Source organism: Methyloferula stellata AR4, assembly GCF_000385335.1.
GTDB classification, from domain to species: Bacteria; Pseudomonadota; Alphaproteobacteria; order Rhizobiales; family Beijerinckiaceae; genus Methyloferula; species Methyloferula stellata.
This window is the reverse complement of record NZ_ARWA01000001.1, coordinates 144,152-164,065: the sequence shown is the minus strand read 5'-3', so window position 1 is coordinate 164,065 and position 19,914 is coordinate 144,152. Positions and strand designations below refer to the sequence as shown.

Annotated in this window: 16 protein-coding genes and 2 tRNA genes; 10 read left to right on the top strand and 8 right to left on the bottom strand. The window is 60.1% G+C overall.

What is annotated here, in order from left to right; translation table 11 throughout:
* The first annotated feature begins 4 nt into the window (after window positions 1-4).
* Complete coding sequence (locus tag A3OQ_RS0100800; RefSeq protein ID WP_020173444.1) at window positions 5-1,633, top strand: Dyp-type peroxidase; 1,629 nt, start codon at window positions 5-7, stop codon at window positions 1,631-1,633.
* 150 nt (window positions 1,634-1,783) lie between these two features.
* Here the strand turns inward: A3OQ_RS0100800 and rpoD are convergent, their stop codons facing one another.
* The 3 genes from rpoD to oxlT all read right to left on the bottom strand — a co-directional run bounded on the left by rpoD (window position 1,784) and on the right by oxlT (window position 7,518).
* A complete protein-coding gene (rpoD, locus tag A3OQ_RS0100790) occupies window positions 1,784-3,829 on the bottom strand; it encodes an RNA polymerase sigma factor RpoD (protein ID WP_020173442.1) in 2,046 nt (681 codons plus the stop codon).
* Window positions 3,830-4,043: 214 nt separating this feature from the next.
* On the bottom strand, window positions 4,044-6,011 hold the full coding sequence (gene dnaG / locus A3OQ_RS0100785; RefSeq protein ID WP_020173441.1) for a DNA primase: 1,968 nt from the start codon (window positions 6,009-6,011) through the stop codon (window positions 4,044-4,046).
* Between the two features lie 190 nt (window positions 6,012-6,201).
* Window positions 6,202-7,518, bottom strand: coding sequence for an oxalate/formate MFS antiporter (oxlT, locus tag A3OQ_RS0100780; protein ID WP_026595349.1), 1,317 nt, complete (start codon window positions 7,516-7,518; stop codon window positions 6,202-6,204).
* Window positions 7,519-7,987: 469 nt separating this feature from the next.
* Between oxlT and A3OQ_RS0100775 the strand changes: the two genes are divergently transcribed.
* From A3OQ_RS0100775 to panB, 5 genes are all read left to right on the top strand, one after another.
* Complete coding sequence (locus A3OQ_RS0100775) at window positions 7,988-8,707, top strand: GntR family transcriptional regulator (RefSeq protein WP_020173439.1); 720 nt, start codon at window positions 7,988-7,990, stop codon at window positions 8,705-8,707.
* 39 nt (window positions 8,708-8,746) lie between these two features.
* A complete protein-coding gene (gene oxc / locus A3OQ_RS0100770; protein ID WP_020173438.1) occupies window positions 8,747-10,564 on the top strand; it encodes an oxalyl-CoA decarboxylase in 1,818 nt (605 codons plus the stop codon).
* A gap of 95 nt (window positions 10,565-10,659) precedes the next feature.
* Entirely contained in the window at window positions 10,660-11,115 is a 456-nt protein-coding gene (locus tag A3OQ_RS0100765) for a PAS domain-containing protein (protein WP_026595347.1), read from the top strand.
* A 97-nt stretch (window positions 11,116-11,212) separates the two neighbouring features.
* Window positions 11,213-12,466: a formyl-CoA transferase gene (frc, locus tag A3OQ_RS0100760; protein ID WP_020173436.1), complete on the top strand. Its 1,254-nt coding sequence runs from the start codon at window positions 11,213-11,215 to the stop codon at window positions 12,464-12,466.
* Between the two features lie 200 nt (window positions 12,467-12,666).
* Complete coding sequence (gene panB / locus A3OQ_RS0100755) at window positions 12,667-13,488, top strand: 3-methyl-2-oxobutanoate hydroxymethyltransferase (RefSeq protein WP_020173435.1); 822 nt, start codon at window positions 12,667-12,669, stop codon at window positions 13,486-13,488.
* 192 nt (window positions 13,489-13,680) lie between these two features.
* Here panB and A3OQ_RS0100745 read toward each other — a convergent pair whose 3' ends face one another.
* From A3OQ_RS0100745 to hisN, 3 genes are all read right to left on the bottom strand, one after another.
* Entirely contained in the window at window positions 13,681-14,385 is a 705-nt protein-coding gene (locus tag A3OQ_RS0100745) for a thioredoxin domain-containing protein (RefSeq protein WP_152428264.1), read from the bottom strand.
* Window positions 14,386-14,493: 108 nt separating this feature from the next.
* Window positions 14,494-14,943, bottom strand: coding sequence for a GatB/YqeY domain-containing protein (locus tag A3OQ_RS0100740; RefSeq protein WP_026595346.1), 450 nt, complete (start codon window positions 14,941-14,943; stop codon window positions 14,494-14,496).
* A gap of 110 nt (window positions 14,944-15,053) precedes the next feature.
* Window positions 15,054-15,851: a histidinol-phosphatase gene (gene hisN, locus A3OQ_RS0100735; protein ID WP_020173431.1), complete on the bottom strand. Its 798-nt coding sequence runs from the start codon at window positions 15,849-15,851 to the stop codon at window positions 15,054-15,056.
* A 180-nt stretch (window positions 15,852-16,031) separates the two neighbouring features.
* Between hisN and A3OQ_RS0100730 the strand changes: the two genes are divergently transcribed.
* Window positions 16,032-16,586 carry a hypothetical protein gene (locus A3OQ_RS0100730; RefSeq protein WP_020173430.1) on the top strand — a complete coding sequence of 185 codons (555 nt, stop codon included), beginning with the start codon at window positions 16,032-16,034 and terminating at the stop codon, window positions 16,584-16,586.
* Between the two features lie 422 nt (window positions 16,587-17,008).
* Here A3OQ_RS0100730 and A3OQ_RS0100725 read toward each other — a convergent pair whose 3' ends face one another.
* The gene (locus A3OQ_RS0100725; protein ID WP_020173429.1) at window positions 17,009-17,977 is read right to left on the bottom strand and encodes an N-formylglutamate amidohydrolase; all 969 of its coding nucleotides are present in this window, start codon (window positions 17,975-17,977) and stop codon (window positions 17,009-17,011) included.
* Between the two features lie 220 nt (window positions 17,978-18,197).
* Between A3OQ_RS0100725 and cpdR the strand changes: the two genes are divergently transcribed.
* From cpdR to A3OQ_RS0100710, 3 genes are all read left to right on the top strand, one after another.
* Window positions 18,198-18,581: a cell cycle two-component system response regulator CpdR gene (gene cpdR, locus A3OQ_RS0100720; protein WP_020173428.1), complete on the top strand. Its 384-nt coding sequence runs from the start codon at window positions 18,198-18,200 to the stop codon at window positions 18,579-18,581.
* Window positions 18,582-18,687: 106 nt separating this feature from the next.
* Window positions 18,688-18,762 (top strand) — tRNA-Val (locus A3OQ_RS0100715).
* Between the two features lie 178 nt (window positions 18,763-18,940).
* Window positions 18,941-19,016 (top strand) — tRNA-Ile (locus tag A3OQ_RS0100710).
* A 51-nt stretch (window positions 19,017-19,067) separates the two neighbouring features.
* Here A3OQ_RS0100710 and A3OQ_RS0100705 read toward each other — a convergent pair.
* Window positions 19,068-19,913, bottom strand: coding sequence for a Fic/DOC family protein (locus A3OQ_RS0100705; RefSeq protein ID WP_020173427.1), 846 nt, complete (start codon window positions 19,911-19,913; stop codon window positions 19,068-19,070).
* Between the last annotated feature and the right edge of the window lies 1 nt (window position 19,914).

Here is a 19,914-nt window from a genome sequence, read left to right as displayed (position 1 = left end):
GACCATGAGCATCGAACTCGATCTCGCCGATATCCAGGGCAATATCCTCACCGCCTATGGGCGCATGGGTTTTCCCAAAGGGCGTTTCATTCTCCTGCACGTCAACAATGCGGCCGGCGGGCGCGCCTTCGTGACATGGCTCCTGCCGCGCGTCACGACGGCTCTGCGCTGGCCGTCGCACCGCTCGGCCCTCCATGTTCCGGAGGGCAAAGGAGCCGAGCGTCCGCAGGTCGCCGTCAACATGGCCTTCACTTTCTATGGGCTGCTGGCACTCGACGTGCCGACGCGGACCCTGCGCGGCCTGCCGGACGAATTCATCGACGGCATGATCAAGCGCGCGCCCGTCCTTGGCGATGATGCATCGGGTCCCGGCTGGCCCGGAACATGGGACCCGGTCTGGACCGCCGGCCTGCATGACGGCACCAAAGCCGTCCATATTCTCATCATGCTCAATGCGCAGATGAACCCCGACGGGACGCCCGTCGCCGAGCTCGACATTCTGACGCAAGCGATCTCCCATTATTGCGCGGCGCCGGAGAACGGCGTGAGCCTGCTCGATGGGCATCGCGGCGATGCGCCGGAGTTCCAGAACCTTTCGGCTATCATGGAAACGGTGGCGGGTCAGATCCAGCCGGTGCCGAAGGAGCATTTCGGTTTCACCGATGCGATCGGCGATCCCGTCTTCGACGGCCAGCTTGCGCAACAGGATCTCGATCGCCGTGTCATCGGCAATGGCAAGGTCGACGGCCAGGGGAAATGGTCGCCATTGGCGACGGGTGAGTTTCTGCTTGGCTATCCAGACGAGGCGCAGGAAATTCCAGGCGCCGCCATGCCGCTCGCCTTCAGCCGTAATGGGACGTTCATGTCCTATCGCAAGCTGCACGAGAACGTCTTGGCTTTCCGCTCTTTCATCGACAAGGCGGCCACGGCTTTCGGCGGCGCCTTCGGAATTGCCGACCCGCATGAGGCGCGCGAAACCTTCATGGCGAAAATATCGGGCCGTTGGTCCGATGGCGTGCCGGTCTCCAAGGCGCCCGACTTCGCCGCCTGGCAGGCGTTCAATCAAAAAGTGCCCGCGCCCGCCGACCCGACCGATGTGGCGCAAAGCCTTGCGCGCGATCGTGCGCTCGCCGACTTCACCTATGGCGACGATCAGGCCGGTGCGAAATGCCCAGTGACGGCGCATATGAGGCGCGTCAACACGCGCGACGCGCTGGCGCCGACGCCGGGCGACGGCTCCGTGCTCAACAATCGCCGCCGTATCTTGCGGCGCGGCCTGCCTTATGGCGCGGCGCCGCAAGGCTTGACGGACGATCATGGCGATCACGGCATCGTCATGCTGAACATTTGTTCGAGCCTGTTTAGGCAATTCGAATTCGTGCAGCAGCAATGGATCAATTACGGGCTCGATTTCAACGCCGGCAATGACACATGCCCGCTCGTCGGCAACCGTCCGCAAGGCGACGGCGCAAAAGCGAAATTCGTGATTCCGGCCGATCCCGCCTCGGGCAACGCGCCTTTCATCGTCGAAGGCCTGCCGCAATTCGTCGAGACGCGCGGCGGCGATTATTTCTTCGTGCCTTCGATGACGGCACTGCGCATGATCGGGCTCGGTGTGGTTGATCCGACGTAGTGTCTGGGCCGCCGATCACGGCGTCATGGCCGGGCTTGACCCGGCCATCCAAGCGCAATTCTTGAATAAGAAAGAAACAACGTTCCTGGATGCGCGCATCATCCCCGGACTTGATCCGGGGACCGCGCATGACGCGCCAAATGGCTGAGCCTAATTATCGAGGAAGCTGCGCAACTTCCTTGACCGGCTCGGGTGCTTCAGCTTGCGCAGCGCCTTCGCCTCGATCTGGCGGATGCGCTCGCGCGTGACCGAGAACTGCTGGCCGACTTCTTCGAGCGTATGATCGGTGTTCATGCCGATGCCGAAGCGCATGCGCAGCACGCGTTCTTCGCGCGGGGTCAACGACGCGAGAACGCGCGTCGTTGTCTCGCGCAGGTTCGATTGGATCGCGGCGTCGATCGGCAGGATCGCGTTCTTGTCCTCGATGAAATCGCCGAGATGCGAATCTTCCTCGTCGCCGATCGGGGTTTCGAGCGAGATCGGCTCCTTGGCGATCTTCAAGACCTTGCGGACTTTTTCGAGCGGCATGGCGAGCTTTTCGGCAAGCTCCTCCGGCGTCGGCTCGCGGCCGATCTCATGCAGCATCTGGCGCGAGGTGCGTACGATCTTGTTGATCGTCTCGATCATATGCACGGGGATGCGGATCGTGCGGGCCTGATCGGCGATCGAGCGCGTGATCGCCTGCCTGATCCACCAGGTCGCATAGGTCGAGAATTTATAGCCGCGGCGATATTCGAACTTATCGACGGCTTTCATCAGACCGATATTGCCTTCCTGGATGAGATCCAGGAACTGCAAGCCACGGTTGGTATATTTCTTGGCGATCGAAATCACGAGGCGGAGGTTCGCCTCGACCATTTCTTTCTTGGCCTGACGGGCTTCGCGTTCGCCCTTTTGCACGAGATGGACGATCTTGCGGAATTCTTGAATCTCGAGGCCGGTCTCGGTTGCGAGCCCGTGAATGTCGCCGCGGATGTCCTTGATCGGATCCTTGCCCTTGGCGACGAATTCCTTCCAGCCGCGCGAGCCGAGCTTCGAGACGCGCAGGATCCATTTCGGATCGAGTTCCGAATTCTGGTAGTTCTTGAGGAAATCCTCGCGCGAGACGCCGTGGCTTTCGGCAAGGCGCAAAAGCTTGGTCTCGAAACTGATCAGGCGCTTATTGATGTCGTAGAGCTGTTCGACAAGCGACTCGATGCGGTTTTGATTGAGCGACAGCGATTTGACGTCGGCGACGATCTCTTTCTTGAGCGTCTTATATTTGCGCTCCTGCGCTGGCGTCAGCGTCTCGTTCTTGAGCTTGTTTTCGACGTTTTGATCCTGCAGGCGGCGCAGCTTCTTATAGGCGTCGGCGATGCGGTCGAAGGTCTCGACGACCTTCGGCTTCAGCTCGGTCTCCATCGCGGAAAGCGAGACCGAATTCTCCATATCGTCGTCTTCTTCGAAGGCGTCTTCCGGAATCGGTGCTTCCTCGCCGTCGCCGCCTTCGGTCGGGCGCAGGCCCGCCGGCGGCGTCAAGGGCGCGGTGGGCGCCAGCGCTAGAGCTTCGGCCGCGCCCGGCGCCGTCATGTCGATCTTGGGCGTGTTCTTGCCGTCAGGCCCTGCATAGGTGGCTTCGAGATCGATGATGTCGCGCAGCAGGACCTTGCTGCCGTTCAATTCGTCGCGCCAGATGATGATGGCCTGGAAGGTGAGCGGGCTTTCGCAGAGCCCAGCGATCATGGCTTCGCGGCCGGCCTCGATGCGTTTGGCGATCGCGATTTCGCCTTCGCGCGACAGAAGCTCGACCGAACCCATTTCGCGCAGATACATGCGCACGGGATCGTCGGTGCGGTCGGCAGGCTCGGAGGAGCGCGTGGCGACAGCCTTCTGCTGCGTACCCATCTCGACGAGTTCGCCGCCCTCGGCTTCTTCCTCTTCGGCTTCCTCGGCCGGTTCGGCCTCTTCGGTTTCCTCGCCCTCGATGACATTGATGCCCATCTCGTTGAGCATGGCGAGAATGTCTTCGATCTGCTCGGAATTGACTTCTTCCGAGGGAAGCACGGCATTCAATTCGACATAGGTGACGAAGCCGCGCTTTTTGGCGAGCTTGATCATCCGCTTGACGGCGGCATCGGACAGATCGAGCAAGGGGCCGTCGGCCGTCTCGACCGCCGCGCCTTCCCCTTCAACCTTCTCTGCTTCCTTTTTCGCCATCAATGGTCTCCAATTTCTAATTTTGTCTCGCACGCGCGGCTTCTGGCGAAATGAGAGAGGGGCCCGCATTTCTGCAAAGACCTGTATCAAACTCATTCCGGGCCGGCCCCGACACACAGAACCGACACAAAACCGTCCAATATTTCAAATGTCCCGATGCCTGGTCAGGATAAGGAACGCGCCGCGGCCATGCGGCAGAACGACCCGTCTCTTCCTAAAGACTTCCGCTTGGATGGCCAGATAGAGCACCGAAACCCTCCACAGCGGCTTCCATCCCGGAAAGAGCGGATAATTGCTCTTGGATATCTTTGAGGCGCGCGAGATTGAGCTCGCTTGCGTCATTTCCTAGAGCTAATTCGGCTAATTGCAACTCCCTATGTAGCGCCCTTGCCTTATGATGCAAGGTCAAGGCCTGTTTCAAAACCTCTTCCGCATCTGCATCCGAGGCCTTCGGGTCCATATACCAATGCGAAGCCAGGGCACTTATCGACTCAAGCTTGCGCTGAAACGGTTCAAACCCGCTTTGCGCCAATTCCGCCCCTAACCCATGATGATCCAGCCCTTCCCGTCCGGCAAGACCGAGCAGTTTTTCGCGGAATTTGGCGGCCTCCGGCGTTGAAAGCTCAAGCGCCGCTATATCTTCCAGATAGGTTTCGATCAACGCCGGATGGTTGAGAAGAAGCAATAAAATCAAAGCTTCTCGCGGCGGCAAACCTGCCGTCGCCGGGCGGAACAAAGCGCTGCGGGCGAGACTCGTGCTGACGGAGGGCGCCGCTGCGAGGCTTTTGGCCTCGTCGCCCGGGCCGAATCCGCGCCTGTTGCCAAAGCCGCCAAATCGCGATGTCTCAAAACGAGACGCGCCGAATTGGCCGCGCGGCGGGGCGCCGCGGTCGCGCACTTGAACCGCCCGGTCCGCACCAAAAAGCGTGTCGAGCCGCGTCTTGAACTCGGCTTGATAATAATGCCGCAGCGTTTCGTCGGTGATCGTTCTGGCGATCTCGCCGAGCCTCCGGTGAAAGGCGGCGCGGCGTTCGGGCGTGTGGAAATCGACGCCCTCCGTCTCGCGCATCCAGATCAGATCGACGAGCGGCAGAGCTTGGCCGATGACGGATTGAATCGCGCCGCCGCCGCCGGAGCGGGCGAGATCGTCCGGATCCTGCCCATCCGGCAGAAGCGCGAAGCGCAGCGAGCGGCCATTGCCGATCAAAGGCAAAGCCATGTCCATCGCCCGGTAGGCTGCCTTGCGGCCGGCCCGGTCGCCGTCGAAACAGAGCACCGGCTCCTCGGCCATTTTCCACAGAAGTTCGCATTGGTCGGGCGTCAGCGCTGTGCCGAGCGGCGCCACGCATTGCGGAAAGCCCGCATTCGACATGGAGATGACGTCGACATAGCCCTCGACGACGATCACGCCGCCGCGTTCATGCGCGGCTTTGCGCGCCCGATGGTGATTGTAAAGAACAGAGCCTTTGTGAAAGAGCGGCGTCTCCGGCGAGTTCAGATATTTGGGCTGCCCGTCCTTATCGAGCGTACGTCCGCCGAAAGCGATCACCCGGCCAGAGCGATCGCAGATCGGAAAGATCACGCGATCGCGAAACTTGTCATAGGGGACGGCGATCTCGTCGCCATGGATCAGGAGCCCTGTCTCGATCATGGCTTCGACCGTTATGCCCTTGGCCGCGAGCGCATCGCGCAAGGCATATTTTTCCGCCGGCGCATAGCCGACCCTAAATTGCTTTTGGGTGTCGAGGCCGAGGCCACGCTGATCGAGATAGGTCCGAGCCCGCTGGCCAAGGCGCCCATGCAGATGCGTCTCGAAAAACAACGCCGCCTGTTCCAACACCTCATGCAGGCTGGCGCGCTTTATTTCCTGTTCCTCGGTCTCGCGCGTCACGGTGGGCAAGGGCAATCCGGCGTCGGCCGCGAGACGTTCGACGGTTTCCGGAAAGGAAAGCCCGTCGGTTGCCATCACGAAGTCGAAAATATTGCCGTTCTTGCCGGAGGAAAAATCAAACCAGGCCATCTTCTGGTCGTTGACGAAAAAAGACGGCGTCTTTTCCGCATTGAACGGCGACAGGCCTTTCCATTCGCGGCCGGATTTCATCAATTTGACGCGCCGCCGCACGACTTCCGAGACAGGAAGCCTAGCTTTGATCTCTTCGAGAAAAGACGGTGGAAAACGCATTTTTGGATTGTCCGCATCCCGCCATCCGGCGCAAGGAGCAAGGACTTAACCCACAGCAACTCACAGAAAAAAATCGAAATTTTGACGCAGTCTGGGGCCTTGCCGGCCGAAGCTGCAAAGCTTCGGATTTTGGACATGAAAAAAGGCACGCTGGGAAGGCGTGCCCTTTTTCTTCGCGGGGAGGAAATTTTTAGACGAGACTGCCGTTCGCCGTCTGAACGGTGGCCGCCGCCGCAGGCTCGCTTTGCAGGATCAGAGCACGGCGCATCGGCTTGATGACGAAGAGCGCCAAAAGCGCAGCTGTAATATTGAGCCCGACCGCGATGCTGAACACGGCATACCATCCATAGGCGGCAGCCAGGAGACTCGCGAGCGGCACGAGCAACGAGGCGGTTCCTTTGGCCGTATAGAGCATTCCGGCATTGGTCGCGGCATATTTGGAGCCGAACGTATCGCCGCAAGTCGCTGGAAACAGGCTGTAGATTTCGCCGAAGACGCCGAAGAACAGGCCCGACGCCAGCACGAAGACGATCGGATTTTGACCATAGGCGCAGAGCGTCAGGAGCGCCGCCGCACCGAGGCTGAAGGCGATGAACATCGTGTTCTCGCGTCCAATATGATCGGAGATATACCCGAAGAGCGGACGGCCGAAACCGTCGAAGATCCGATCGAGCGAGATGGCGAAGGTCAAAGCCGCCATTTGGAAGCCGAGCAGGCTGACCGGCACATCGGCAATCTTGTAATCATGCGCGATGGGGCCGATTTGCGCGGCTGTCATGAGGCCGCCCGCTGCGACCATCACAAAGGCCGCATACATGACCCAGAAAACCGGCTGCTTGATGGTTTTTGACGGCTGGTAATCGATTTTGGTTTGCGGCAGGTGGAGCTTCTTCTTGCGCGGCGGCATCGTATGTTCGGGCTTGCGCAGGAAAAGCGCGAGCAAGACGACAATGATGCCTTGGCCGATGCCGAAGCTGAAGAAGGCGTTTTGATAGCCGCTTGTGGCGATCATCTTGGCGATCGGGACCACGGTGAGCGCGGCGCCCGCGCCAAATCCCGCGGCCGTCGCGCCGGCCGCGAGACCGCGGCGATCGGGGAACCATTTCAGCGCATTGCCGACGCATGTGCCGTAGACGGCGCCCGCTCCAATGCCGGCGACGACAGCGGCGGCGTAAAGGACGAAGAGCGAGCTGGCTATGGAGTTTAGCATCCAGGCGAGCGAAATCATGACACCGCCGAACATGATCACCACGCGCGGACCGTAGCGGTCGACGAACCAGGCTTCGATGGGAACGAGCCAGGTTTCGGTCACGACGAAGATTGTGAAGGCCAATTGGATGGCCGGCCGGCCCCAGTGGAATTTGGCGTCGATCGGATCGACGAACAGGGTCCACCCATATTGCAGGTTTGCAATCATCGCCATGCAGATGATGCCCATGGCGAGCTGAAGCCAACGAAACCACGGAGCAGGCGCACCTACGTCCGCAGGAGATTGTGACGTCTCCATTAAATCCTCCCAGAACTCTTTATTGCTGGCTTTTGGCGCCGGCTATGCTGGTATACTTGTATAAGATATGCCACCATGCAAGAGTTTATTTCTATTGGATGACAAGCCGTATCAATGGACGCGCTCTGTCGGCAGGTCCATTTCTCAACATAATTTTAAGGGTTTGGCCACGGCCGCGCCTTGCGGCAAAAAATCGATAGAGATTTCGGTCCGCGCATAAAACAATAAATATAATCAATTATTTATACATAAAGATGGCTCTTCTTTGGACGCCTTCAGCAACCTGCGGCCCAAAAATCTTTATCCGCAGTTCCGCCAATCGTGAGGCGCGGCGCCACAATCGAAATGATATGTTGTAGTTGGCATTCCAACAGTTGGCATAATCATCCCCGTTGACATGCTGGCATGTGGCATGCCAATGTTATTTTAATAATTGAACCCGTTTTGACGGGTTAGGGCAGGATTAAGGATGGCAATAGACATCAAGCGGTCAGGGCTGACCGACAATGGCGAGCTTTTCCCGAAAATTCGGGCCGAGGAGAGCTTCAAAAACAAGGTCTACACAGCCCTCAAAGAAGCGATCATCCGGATGGACGTTTATTCGGATCCGGATCCGGTGATGCTCGACGAACGCGAGCTCTCGGAACGGCTCGGTGTTAGCCGGACGCCGATCCGCGAAGCCGTCGCCATGCTCGAACAAGACGGTTTTCTGCGCACGGTTCCGCGCCGCGGGATTCTCGTCGTCCGGAAGACACAGCGCGAAATCGTCGAGATGGTGCAAGCCTGGGCCGCTCTGGAGAGCATGGCCGTCCGCCTCATCTCGATGAACCCTCATGCGGATGTCGGCGCGCTGCGCCAGATTTTCGAGGAATTCAGCGCGAACCATAAGCCGTCCGAGCATATCAACGAATATTCGTCGGCCAATATCGCCTTTCATCAGGCGATCATCCGCATGAGCGGCTCGCAGGTCTTGGCCGACATGACCGAAAATCTTCTGCTGCATGTCCGCGGCATCCGGCAATTGATGATCAGCAAGCATGATCGCGCCGAACGTTCGTTCGGAGAACATCTTGCAATCATCACTGCGCTGGAAAAGCGCGAAACCGAGGAAGCCGTGCGTCTGTCGCGCGACCACACGCTCGGTCTAGCCGCCGTGGTCGAAGAGCAGGGGACCGAATTGTTCCAATAGGACGGAAAACAGTCCGCGATATTCATAGGGAGAGAGACGATGTTGAAAGAGGCCGCAAGAGCCGAGGTTCGGCAGGGCGAAACGACCGGAGCCGAAGATGCGCTGAAGGCGAAGCCGCGCGATGCCGGAATCGTCGTGGCCGAAGCCGGCGCCGAACAGGAGCTGACGGACGGCTTTCATCTCGTCATCGACGCGCTCAAGCTCAACGGCATCGACACGATCTATGGCGTGCCCGGCATCCCGGTCACCGATCTCGGCCGTCTCGCACAGGCCGAAGGCATGCGCGTCATTTCGTTCAGGCACGAGCAGCATGCCGGAAATGCGGCGGCCATCGCCGGCTATCTCACGAAAAAGCCCGGCATCTGCCTGACCGTGTCGGCCCCCGGCTTTCTCAACGGTCTGACGGCGCTCGCCAATGCCACGACCAATTGCTTTCCGATGATCCAGATCTCGGGCTCGTCCGAGCGCGAAATCGTCGACCTGCAGCAGGGCGACTATGAAGAGATGGACCAGCTTGCCATAGCCAAGCCGCTCTGCAAGGCGGCCTTCCGCGTGCTGCATGCGGCGGACATCGGGATCGGCGTCGCGCGTGCGATCCGCGCCGCCGTGTCCGGCCGTCCGGGCGGCGTCTATCTCGATCTGCCGGCGAAATTGTTCTCTCAGGTCATGGATGCGAAGGCCGGCGCCAAGTCGCTCGTCAAGGTCATCGATCCCGCGCCAGCCGTGCTTCCCGCGCCCGCCGCTGTCGAGCGCGCTCTCGATGTTCTGAAGAGCGCCAAGCGGCCCCTGATCATTCTCGGCAAGGGCGCTGCCTATGCGCAGGCCGATAGCGAAATCCGCGCTCTCGTCGAACAAAGCGGCATTCCTTATCTGCCGATGAGCATGGCCAAAGGCCTGCTGCCCGACACGCACCCGCAATCGGCCTCCGCGGCGCGTTCCATGGTGCTGAAAGAAGCCGATGTCGTGATGCTGATCGGCGCCCGCCTCAACTGGCTGCTGTCGCATGGCAAGGGCAAGACCTGGGGCGAGCCCGGAACGCAGAAGTTCATCCAGATCGACATCGAGCCCAAGGAGATGGACTCGAATATCGAGATCGCCGCTCCGCTCGTCGGCGACATCGGCTCCTGCGTATCCGCTCTTCTCAAGGGCATCGACGGCAACTGGTCGGTCCCGCCGGTCGAATGGACGAGCGCGATCAATGCGCGCAAGGAAGCGAACCTCGCGAAAATGGCGTCGAAGCTTTTGAAAAATTCGTCGCCGATGGATTTCCATTCCGCGCTCGGCGCGCTGCGCACCGTGATTAAGGAGCGGCCGGACGCCATCCTCGTCAATGAAGGCGCCAATACGCTCGATTTGGCGCGCGGCGTCATCGACATGTACCAGCCGCGCAAACGCCTCGACGTCGGCACTTGGGGTGTCATGGGCATCGGCATGGGCTTCGCCGTCGCCGCCGCGGTCGAGACCGGCAAGCCCGTGCTCGCGATCGAAGGCGACAGCGCCTTTGGCTTCTCCGGCATGGAGGTCGAAACGATCTGTCGCTACAATCTGCCGATCTGCATCGTCGTCTTCAACAATAACGGCATCTATCGCGGAACCGACACCGACCCGACGGGTCGCGACCCCGGCACAACGGTCTTCGTCAAGGACTCACGCTACGACAAGATGATGGAAGCTTTCGGCGGCGTCGGCGTTCATGTGGCGACGCCCGACGAGCTTTCGCGCGCCGTGAACGAGGCGATGGACTCCGGCCGGCCGACCCTCATCAACGCCGCGATCGATCCGGCCGCCGGCAGCGAGAGCGGCAATATCGGGAACCTCAATCCGCAAAGCGTGGTTCGCAAGAAGGCGGCTGCGTAAAGCCCTGTCCCGCCGGCGGCGGAGATGCGGGACAATCCGGGCGGGCGGCGTAACGCGCTGCCCACCTCCAGTTTTGAAGTCGAGAGTAGGTGTCAATGCACTCGGCAGTGAACTTGAACGAACTGGTTGCGGCGATCGGCGATGCGATCATCGTATCCGATGCTAATGGTGCCATCACGTTGTGGAACCCAGCGGCGGAGCGCATCTTCGGCTTCAGCGAGAACGAAGCGCTGGGCCATTCCCTCGATCTGATCATCCCCGAGCGCCTGCGCCAGCGGCATTGGGACGGCTATCATCAGACGATGAAAACGGGTGAGACCCGTTACGCCTTCGATGTCCTGCGGGTGCCCGCAGTGCACAAGGATGGCAGCGCTTTGTCGATCGCCTTCACGGTTGCGCTTCTGCATTCGCCGCAAGGTGCGCTGACAGCCATTGTCGCCGTCATTCGTGACGAGACCAAGCGATGGGCCGAGGAGCGCGATCTGCGCAAGCGGGTCGCGGAACTCGAAGCCAAGCTAAGCGAGATGGAAGGTAAAGGCCTTCGGCCATGAGGGTTTCCACCGGGAAGGGTGGATCATTCACGACCGGAGCGGGCCGCAAGGTTTCCCGTTTCGGTACAAAGCAAAAAGTTGGAAAGGAAATGGACCAATGAGCGACAAGCCACTCGAGGGCATTAAAATTATCGACTTCACCCATGTGCAGGCAGGGCCCGCCTGCACTCAGCTTCTGGCCTGGTTCGGCGCCGACGTCATCAAGGTCGAGCGGCCCGGCTCCGGCGATGTGACGCGCTCGCAATTACGCGACGTACCCGGCGCCGACGCGCTTTACTTCACCATGCTGAATTCGAACAAGCGCTCGCTGACGCTCGACACCAAGACGCCGGCTGGCAAAGAGGTGCTGACGAAGCTCATCAAGGAATCCGACATTCTCGTCGAGAATTTCGGCCCGGGCGCGCTCGACCGCATGGGCTTCACCTGGGAGCACATCAAAGAGCTGAACCCCGGCATGATCGTCGCCTCGGTCAAGGGCTTCAGCGACGGCCATCATTACGAAGATCTGAAGGTCTATGAGAATGTCGCGCAATGCGCTGGCGGCGCTGCCTCGACCTCGGGCTTCTGGGACGGCCCGCCCACAGTCTCGGGCGCCGCGCTCGGCGACTCGAACACGGGCATGCACCTTGCCATCGGCATTCTCACGGCGCTGCATCAGCGCAACAAGACCGGCAAGGGCCAGAAGGTCGCCGTCTCGATGCAAGACAGCGTCTTGAACCTCTGCCGCGTCAAACTGCGCGACCAGCAGCGTTTGGACAAGGTTGGATATCTCGAAGAATATCCGCAATATCCGCACGGCAAATTCACCGACGTCGTGCCGCGTGGCGGCAATGCCGGCGGCGGCGGACAGCCTGGCTGGGTCTTGAAGTGCAAGGGCTGGGAGACCGATCCCAACGCCTATATCTATTTCACCATCCAGGGTCATGCCTGGGCGCCGATCTGCAAGGCGCTTGGCAAGCCCGAATGGATCGAAGATCCGGCCTATAAGACGGCCGAAGCGCGCCAGGACAAGATCTTCGACATCTTCGCCTTCATCGAGGAGTGGCTCTCCGACAAGACGAAGTTCGAAGCCGTCGATATTCTGCGCAAGTTCGACATCCCGTGCTCGCCGGTGCTGTCGATGAAGGAAATCGCGGCCGATCCGTCGCTGCGCGCCAGCGGCACGATCGTCGAGGTCGATCACAAGCAGCGTGGCAAATATCTGACCGTCGGCAGCCCGATCAAATTCTCCGACTTGAAGGTCGAGATCACCGGCTCGCCGCTGCTGGGCGAGCACACGGACGAGGTTTTGGCCCAGCTCGGCTATAATGCCGAGCAGATCAAGGAGATGCACGCCGCGCGGGCGGTGTGAACCCATGCCGCGCTGGTATAAGGCCAGCGCATGATACAAATTGCGGGCGGTCCGGCTGATGTCGGGCCGCCCGTTGCCGTTTAAAAAGCCCTGCCTTATTACACCAAGACCCCAGGCATTTTCCGCTCCAAGCTATTACATGTGTTTTTGTCGGCTTTTTCCGCCGATACGCGTTCAGAGCGGATGGAAGGGAGCCGGTCTTGGCAGAGACGACCCGCGCGCAGCGTTTTTTCGAGATGAAACGTCAGGGTAAGCCCATCGTCATGCTGACGGCCTATGATGCGCCGACGGCCGCGGCCGAATGGCAGGCCGGCGTCGATATTCTGCTCGTCGGCGACAGCGTCGGCACCAATATTCTCGGCTATGCCAGCGAGCGCGAGGTGACGCTCAATGACATTTGCCACCATACGCGTGCCGTCCGGCGCGGCGCGCCTGAGGCCTTCATCCTCTCCGATCTTCCCTACAAGACCTATGAGACGCCAGAGGCCGCACTCACTCATGCGCGGTCTCTCGTCGAGGCCGGCGCCGACATGGTCAAATTCGAAGGCGCGCGGCCGGCAATCGTCGAGGCGCTTGTGGCGGCGAAGATCGACGTCTGCTGCCACATCGGTCTCGAGCCGCAGCATCACGAGGATAAACGCGTCAAGGGCCGCTCGGCGGCCGATGCCGCCGCCCTGATCGATGCGGCGCTTGCGCTCGACAAAGCCGGTATGTCGATGCTGATTTTGGAACTCGTGCCGGAAGAAGTGGCGGGCAAGATCACAAGCCGCGTCACAGCGCCCAGCATCGGCATCGGCGCCGGACGCAAGACCGACGGGCAGGTTCTGGTTGTCACCGACCTCTTGGGCACGACAGGCAATAATTTCCGCCACAATAAGCGCTATGCCGAAGCGGGCATCCTGCAAGACAACGCCTATCGCACCTATGTCGAGGATGTGCGCCGCGGTGCCTTTCCGGCTGAGGCCAATCTCTTTCACATGAGCGAAGAGGAATTGGCGATCTTCATGTCGGAAGCGACGTGAGGGCCTGACTTTTTTTCAACCGTCATGGCCGGGCTTGACCCGGCCATCCACGTTTGGACGTCGCTCCAGCACCCCGATCATTGAAGCAATGTCTCGGCGTGGATGGCCGTGACAAGCACGGCCATGACGCGGAGGGAAGGCACTATTATTATCATTTGTGCCTGGATGCGCGGGTCAAGCCCGCGCATGACGCTACCCGCACTTCAGCTTGTCGCATGAGCGCACCGCCGCGATCATCGCATGCAGGCTTTTTGCGCCGGGATAGCCGAGGAGACCCACGCCTTTCAGCATGAAGGACGGGGTCGCGTCGAAGCCGAGGCTCTGAGCAAGTTTGGCTTGCTTGATCAGGACCGAACCGACATCGTCCGCATCGGCGTTGGTCTCGATGGCGGCGGCATCGAGCTTCATTTTCTTGGCAATATCCAGGGAACTCAGCCCGTCGTTTTGCCCATGATGGGCAAATAGAGCCTTATGAAATTCATAGGCGCGCGCGGGTCCATAGAGTTTCAGCACGGCCTGCTGCACTTTCGCGGCCTGCACCGAGCCGACGCCGCCGACAACGGCATTGTTCACGAGCCCTAAGCGAAAATTCTTGTCCTTGGCGACCAGGGTATCGAGATCGCCGGTCGCCTTGCGGCAATAGGGGCAATTATAATCGAAAAATTCGACGAGGATCACATCGGGGCTGGAAGAACCCACCCAGACGACGCCCGGCAGATCGGTCACCGATAATTCGGCCGGCAGGCGATAATTGACGATGGGTTTGCCGTCGTCGCCGATGAGATCGAAAAGATTGCTGGTTTGTGCTAGCGCCGTTTGCGCGCGGATCGCCACACCTGCTGCGCCAGCGAGCGCACCGGCAAGAATCTGCCTTCGGCCGAATATCATGGGGCTCATCAAGGTCAATCGCTTTCAGGGTCACGCGCTTCGAGCTTGGATGGGCGTGCCTGACCCTGTTTGAAAAGTCGAAGCAACTTTTCGGGATCAGCGATCTCATGTCATGCGTCAGGCGCCGAGTTTGGCTTTCACCACGGCGCTCGCCTTGCCGAAATCCATGCGCCCGGCGTATTTGCCTTTGAGCAGGCCGACGACTTTGCCCATGTCCTTGATCGATGTCGCGCCGGATTCTTTGATCGCTTCTGCGATCGCAGCCTCGACATCCGCCTCGCTCATCTGCTGCGGCAGGAAGCTCTGGATGATCGCGATTTCCTCGCGCTCCTGCGTCGCAAGATCGGTGCGCCCTGCCTTGTCGTAGATCTCGACGGATTCCTGGCGGCTCTTCACCATTTTCTGGAGAAGTCCCAAAATATCCTCGTCGCTGACCGTCTTGCCTTGGCCGCGCGCCTCGATGTCGCGATCCTTCAGCCCGGCAGTGATCATGCGGATCGTCTCGACCCGCCGCTTCTCGCCGGCCTTCATGGCCGTCTTGAGTTCTTCCGTAAAACGTTCGCGCATCTGCGCCTCCAAAGAGTTTTCGTCGCGCTGAAAACTAGCCGCCGCTTCACCACAGCGGCGAATTCTTTTTGACGGATAATCTTATCCGAAAAGTCCGCAACTTTTCGGGATCATCCGTTCAGAAGCTTCAAGGCCGCTTCATGGACCCGCGCGTCGCCCGACGCGATCACATCGCCGCCGCGGACCGCGCTGCCGCCGTCCCAAGACGTCACCATTCCGCCGGCGCCTTGGACGATGGGGATCAAGGGCGCGATATCGTAAGTCTGCACGCCGCATTCAATGACGCAATCGACATTGCCCGCCGCGAGCATGGCGAAAGCATAGCAATCGCAGCCATAGAGCGAGAGCCGCGCCTTTTGCTCGAGGCGTCTGAAGGCTTCGAGCTTGGGCGGCGGATAGAGCAGCGGCGAGGTCGTCATGAGCGTGGCGCGACCGAGGTCGCTGCACGGACGCACGCGAAGCTTACGCTCGCCGAGTACATGATCGTGGCCGGGGCCCCGCCAGCGCGCCGCCTCGCAGTCGCCGACGAAGCGTTCCTGGGTGAAAGGCTGCACCATCATGCCATAGGTCGGCTCGCCATTGCGGAGGAGGCCGATCAAAGTGCCCCACATGGGCATGCCGGAGATGAAGCTTTTGGTGCCGTCGATCGGATCGAGCACCCAGACATATTCGGCCTGATCCTGATGCGCGCCGAATTCCTCGCCGATAATGCCGTGGCCTGGAAAATATTCGCCGATGAGCCGCCGCATGGCCGATTCGGCGGCCCGGTCGGCCTCGGTCACCGGATCGAATATGCCACCCCGGCTTTTGTCTTCGGCCCCGATCTGCGTCCGGAAGAAGGGCAGGATGGTCTCACCAGCGACGTCGGCTAATCTTTCGACGAAAGCGGCGAAATCCACGGCGGTCATAGGAGATCCTTTATTGGCGGGGCGGTCGGTGCCAGAGCATGTCCCATGCCCGCTAGCACACCGCAAGCGCAACAAACCCGTCCGAGGGAGATTCTTCAGGGTTCGGCTCGACAGTCGTCCCCGGCGCTCCAGTTGAAATAGAATGCCGGAACCGCAAAATTCGGCACAGGAGGAGACGAAATGTCGAGATCGGGCCTGATTTTGGCGGGTGCGCTCGTCACTTTCGCCGGCGGGATAGCGCCGGCGCGGGCGATCGAAACCTGCTTTCATATGTGTCTGAAGGGGAAACTGGTTTCGCCCAATATCGACGACCAGACGATCCGCGATGACATGCAGGCCTGCAAAGCCCGCTGCGACGAAGAGCAGAAGGCGCAACTCGAGTCGGATGGGATCGCAGAAAAGGTCGCGGCGTGCGTACCGGAAAAGCTGCCCGACGCGGAGATGAAGAAAGTCCGGTCCGCCAGCCCCTCGATCGTCGCTTTTGCCAATGCCTTCACCTGGGACGTCAATAATGTCCTGACCGACAAGATCATCCGGCAGGTCGAGATCACGACCCAGAACCTGTCCTTGGAGGACATTACAATGTCGGCCGGCGGGACCGTCGAACCGGGCCAAAGCGGGACATTTCTCATCAGATATATTGCCGACGGCTATCCGAGCATGCGCGTGACGACCCGCGTCAAAGCGATCTATGCCTGCGCACTGGAGCCAGGCGCGGCATCCAAACCCGACTGATTTTGGCTCCATCCGGGCGTCCGGGCTCGCACCCTTGATCTCCACTCCGGAAGGCATCCCAGCACCGAATCAAAGCGATGCTGCTGCGCAGCAGCGCTTAAGTTAATAATGTCGCACCCCTTTTCAAGGGCCGCTAAAGTACGGACGAAGGTACAGCTTTTTCAGTGACTTATGGGAAATTCTGCGACGGGCCGACGCATCCTTGGTCCGGCTCTTGCAAGGTGTGCGACGCACGTGCATATTATTGCGGCGCGGCAACATCGTTGTCGCCGATGCCCTCCTTGGGCGTTTCCTCCCTAGACTTGGGCCGCTTGTGGTAACGCAGGCGGCCTCTTTATTTTTAAAGGGCGGGTTTTGCCTCAGAGGCGCTGGCGCGTCTTTATAAGGCACGCTCGCAGGCATGGCTATCTATCTAAAGTCGCCTATTCGGCCGCCAAGGGCCGTTCGTGGCCGAGGCTGCCCGCGGCGCTGATCAAGAAAGCCGCCACTTTCATGAGATCGCCTGCGATGCGATCGAAGCGCGGCAGCGGGCTCAGATTCTTCTCATCCATGTAAAGCGCCCGGTTGACCTCGATCTGGATCGAATGGAAATGGCCGGCCGGATTGCCGTAATGTTCGGTGATGAAGCCGCCCGCGTAGGGCTTATTGCGCCTGACCGCATAGCCTAAATGGCGCAATTCATATTCGATTGCGTCGGTCAGCCCGGCATCGCAGCTCGTCCCGTAGCGATCGCCGACGATGAAATCGGCCTTTATCGCCTTTTCCGTCACGATGCCCGCCGTGCCGCCTTGCAGGGACACAGAAGGCATGGAATGGCAATCGATCAGAACGGCAACGCCGAAGATCCGATGCGCGCGGTCGAGGAGGCTGCGCAACGTCTGGTGGTAGGGCTTGTAGAGTTGCTCGATCCGCTGGATCGCTTCATCGACCGGCAGCCTGCGGGCGTAGATCTCCTGCGACTCGCCGACCACGCGGGCAATCGTGCCCAGCCCCCCCGCGACCCTGATCGAACGCGTATTGGCGAAGGCCGGCAGACGCCCTTCGAACATGCGCGGATCGAGCTCATAGGGCTCGCGGTTGACGTCGAGATAGGCGCGCGGAAATTTGGCCGAGAGCAATGGCGCGCCGAGTTCGACGACCCGGCCAAACAGGCCGTTGACAAAAGCGTCCTCGGACCGCCGCAAGGTTTTCGCATCGAGCCGCGCATTGGCCAGAAAGCGCTCGGTATAAAGACTGCCTGAATGCGGCGACGAAAACACGAGCGGACAAAGAAGGGCCGGAGGCTCTATCACATCGAAGGGCGGATCGAGTTCCGGTTCCAGCGGTCTTTGCGCAGGCGGTTCTTGCGATGGTGTCGGGTGCGCGGCTTTGCCAGGCTCCTCTTCGGTCATTATCTGGTCTCCGCCGGTGCGCCAGAGGCGCAGCGTTTCGCCGCCGCTTGTTTTACCGGAGGGGAAAGACGCCAGCCGGCCTCAAGCATCTGGGGCGCGCCCAAGACTGAAGCAAAGATCCGCTTTGCCTGCAACCCATTATGGTTAGCGCAGTCGATGCCAGGTTTCACTCGATTTTTACCAAAATAGTTTTACATGTGGGCCGATTAGCGAGGCTCCGATGACTGAAAACCCGATTCTGCCGAATTACAAGATTCTCCTGGCGGAGGACGACCATGATATGCGGCGTTTCCTTGCCAAAGCTCTCGAGACCGCCGGTTTTCAAGTATCTTCCTTCGACAATGGTCTCTCCGCCTATAATAAATTGCGCGAAGAGCCCTATGAATTGCTCCTGACCGACATTGTGATGCCCGAAATGGACGGAATTGAGCTCGCCCGCCGGGCTACAGAGCTTGATCCGGACATCAAGGTCATGTTCATCACGGGATTTGCCGCCGTGGCGCTCAACCCCGACAATAACGCGCCAAAGCAGGCGAAGATCCTGTCGAAGCCCTTTCATCTCAAGGACCTCGTCGGCGAAGTCCAAAAGCTTCTCGCAGCCTGACGCCTTTTCCCGCGCGAAATTGACCCTCCAAATCCGCCTTGCACCTCAGCGCAAGGCGATATATTCCCAGACCAACGGCAACGGTGCGTCGAGTACGCTCCGCTGCGGGCGCGTAGCTCAGCGGGAGAGCACTACCTTGACATGGTAGGGGTCACAGGTTCGATCCCTGTCGCGCCCACCATTGCTGAGACGTTGCGCGCATCGGCATCATGTGCACAGCGGACAAGATGTGCCTGACGGACAAAGCTGACGCCTTTCGGGCAAGCGCGCCTTGCGCCGCGGATTGCACCTGCCGCACGTTGCGGTAAAAGGCGCATCCGGCATAAATTGGGATTCGAAGCTGACCTTCGAGGCCTGCCGGGCCGGTAGCTCAATGGTTAGAGCCGGCCGCTCATAACGGTCTGGTTGCAGGTTCGAGTCCTGCCCGGCCCACCACCGATTTTAAGATTTCCCGCAAATTTATGATCTGCCCGTCCGCAGCGGTTGTTACGCCAGAGTAAAAGCGTCGCCCACATTCGGGATCGGTTCACGCAGGTCGGACAGCTTGCCGACGAGAATCTGCAAGGGGCCGTGGCCGATGAAATAGGGGCCTTGCACGCTCGTCAAAACAAGCTCTGCCGTTTGGCCGGGTTCAGGCGTCGCGATCTCATAATCGTTCCAGGGAAATTTTTCTGCGTCGAAAAAGGCGATCGCTGCTTTGAGCGCCGCGACGCGCTCCGGGTCGAGCAATTCGGTGATCAGGCTGCGATAGAAAGTCGTGTCGTCGAGCTCGTGCAGAGAGATCGCGGCATGGCGCATGCGCTCGCGCGAGATCACCGAAAAATCCAGCGCATGGCCGGCCTCGCGCGCAAGCTCCCGCAGAAAGATCCTCAAAGTCCGACCATTGCCTTTGCGAAACGGATGCATGGCGGTGAAATCGGTGATGATGTCGGTGACGGCTCTGGCGAAATCCGCACGGTCGGAGCCGCGCCAGAAATGATTGTCCCGCAGGCCTTTGTCGAATTGCTCGAACGAGGTCGGCAACAGGCGGGCGTAGAGATAGTCCTTGCCGTCGGCCTTGTTGAATTCGGTTTCGCTCGCAACCGTGCCGTCCGAGAGCGTGACCTTCTCGCCGCGCGTCCGGCCTGCCCATTCATAGACATCCTGGAAAAGATGCTGATGCAGGCCTTTCAGATAGGCCGAATCAAGCGTCGGCTTCGGGCCATGCCCCGCTTCGATCTCGATCCGCCGCGCGGCGACGAAAGCTGCTTCCACCGGGCGCAGTTTCGCTGCGATTTGAATGCCGAATTTGTTCTTGAGGACGCCGGTCTCCGTGTAAGTGTAATTCGGCATG